Origin of the sequence: Bacillus sp. RC240 (genome assembly GCF_044907945.1) — a bacterium.
GTDB lineage: Bacteria > Bacillota > Bacilli > Bacillales > Bacillaceae_G > Bacillus_A > Bacillus_A mycoides.
On the sequence record NZ_JBIYCT010000033.1, the window covers coordinates 1 to 1,530 of the forward strand.

General features: G+C 30.6%; 2 protein-coding genes. Both read left to right on the forward strand.

The features are described from left to right. Nucleotides 1-356 precede the first annotated feature (356 nt). Nucleotides 357-989, forward strand: a complete 633-nt coding sequence (locus ABH955_RS29130; RefSeq protein WP_404458436.1) for a hypothetical protein — start codon at nt 357-359, stop codon at nt 987-989. A 143-nt stretch (nt 990-1,132) separates the two neighbouring features. Beyond that, nucleotides 1,133-1,330: a class II lanthipeptide, LchA2/BrtA2 family gene (locus ABH955_RS29135; RefSeq protein ID WP_404458433.1), complete on the forward strand. Its 198-nt coding sequence runs from the start codon at nt 1,133-1,135 to the stop codon at nt 1,328-1,330. Nucleotides 1,331-1,530 lie beyond the last annotated feature (200 nt).

The following is a 1,530-nucleotide window of genomic DNA, read 5'->3' on the forward strand; positions in this document are numbered from 1 at the left end:
CTCAAGTTTAATACATATTTACATAATAAAGTATATATAAGGACCCCCACTTAAATGGAGTATTTAGGTGGGGGTCCTTATATATTGGTTTTATAAACAATTAACGAAAGCAAAGATGATACTTTTCTCTTTTTATAAAATAAGAAAAAAGTGTGTTATATGTATTGGCATTATAATCGCCCAGTGTCTAATAGATAATTGAATTTTTCTCACATTTCAAAATATGTAAAATAACAAGTTTAAATATAGTCGTAACTTATAATATTTTTCATTAAATTTTACTAATTGTTATTAACATAAATTAACACGTATATTTTAGGTACAGAAAGTTAGATAGCAAGGAGGTAGTTAATCTGATGCTAGAGACAAAAAATTCTATAGATATGATAAACAATATAAATTATCATTTGGATCTTGGTAGGGAAAATAATCAACGTTTACAAGAATTTTCGAATGAACAAGACGTATTGCCATATCATGTTTACAAACAACTATTGAATAAACAAGCATCCCAAAAAGAATCGATTAGTCTAGCTCAACCATTTATTCATATTGATACTTTAGCACAAATTCTATATGAAGCATTTCATAATCAAACATTTACAGCTTTGGTACCTATTCTATTTGTGTTCCAACCGAATATTGTAACTGGTCTATCTACTCCAGGTGCTTATGCAATAGATTTTCATAATGATCATTTTATTCATTTAAAAGCCATCAATATTCAAGAATTTAAAGCAGGAATAGGTGAAAAAAAAGGGCCTATAGCTATTGGATATATGATCAACCAAAGTACAAGCATTCATCATTCAAAAGAATTTATGTATCCAAGGTTACAGGGCCAAACTACAGAGTGTATGTTAGCCTTACAAAAGCAATTACACATACATGGAGAGTTAGAAGATCAAATTCAGCTATCATTTGATTTCAAGAAAATAATGATGCCTTTAATAGTCTTACAATGGATTAAACAGACAGCTTTATATTAAAGGAATAAAAAAGGTTGGTGATGCTGGAGATAGAAGGCAACATAAATTACCTTCTATAACATCTAAACCTGTCACCAACCGTTGTTAATAAAATTTGAAGTACTCTAACATCTGTTTTCTGAATATTGAAAAAGGTGGTTGCTATGTCTAAAAATGAAAAATTAAACAAATTACGTAATCAAGATTTAGATACAAAGGAATTGATTGGTTTAATCGATGAAAATGAATTAAAAAAGATAGCGGGTGCCGGAGATGTGAATCCAGAAACAGCACCAACGCCGTACACAGTTACAACCATAAAGTTCACTACAGTGTGCCCGATTACACATCCGCTAGTTTGATACAAAAGAATTGGTTGGTTCAGTCGATGAAGATGAATTGAAAAAAATAGTGGGTGCCGAGTAGATGTGCCTCCAGAACTTACTCCTGTTATTGCAAATATGGACAAAAATCTTTGTTCGACAACGCCTTGTACAACGAGATGCTTATAATGCTAATCAATAGTTAAAAAAAGGGATGATGTTAAATATGTCAAAAAATG